At 37.4% G+C, this 641-nt stretch carries 1 protein-coding gene; it reads left to right on the forward strand.

Annotated features, from left to right (window positions below):
- Positions 1–175: 175 nt before the first annotated feature.
- Positions 176–571, forward strand: coding sequence for a DUF3465 domain-containing protein (locus FCV43_RS19700; protein ID WP_136996129.1), 396 nt, complete (start codon positions 176–178; stop codon positions 569–571).
- The last annotated feature ends 70 nt before the right edge of the window (positions 572–641 follow it).

A 641-nucleotide genomic window follows, 5' to 3' on the forward strand; every position in this document is an offset into this window, starting at 1 on the left:
ATCAGTTGACCACTACATGAATTACGTACATAACAAACAATTTAAGAGTGACTCCTAACGCTTGCCGATTTTACTCTGATTTGAATTTTGTGTTTACGGCGCAATGGTTTAGCCTAGGTTTTTAGCGTTATCGCACCTTAATTGGGCGTTATGTGAATCCAAAGGATTTGAGTATATGAAGAAGTTTTTAGTAATATTTGTGGCAGCTTTGTGCCTGATTTCAGTTGGTGCGCAAGCCAATGATCATAAATTGAAACAGGCATATGAAAACCATCAAAGTGATTTTCAAGTTCAGGGGGTTGGCACTGTAATTCGTTTATTACCCGATGATAATGATGGAAGTCGACATCAAAAATTCATCATAAGACTGAAAAGTAAACAAACCTTACTTGTTGCTCACAATATCGATCTTGCGCCTAGAGTTTCTAACTTAAGGGTAGGCGATCGAGTTCAGTTTTACGGTGAATATGAATGGAATAAAAAGGGTGGTGTAATGCACTGGACACACCACGATCCTAACAATAGACATTCGCATGGTTGGTTAAAGCACAACGGTAAAAAGTACGATTAAAAATTCACATAACAAACAATTTAAGAGTGACTCCTAACGCTTGGCGAGTTTACTTCGATTTGAATTTTGT

Source organism: Vibrio genomosp. F6, from assembly GCF_005146325.1.
Lineage (GTDB): Bacteria > Pseudomonadota > Gammaproteobacteria > Enterobacterales > Vibrionaceae > Vibrio > Vibrio cortegadensis.

Excerpts from the sequence above, each read along its gene's own strand:
- FCV43_RS19700 (WP_136996129.1), top strand. The coding sequence starts at position 176 with ATGAAGAAGTTTTTAGTAATATTTGTGGCAGCTTTGTGCCTGATTTCA.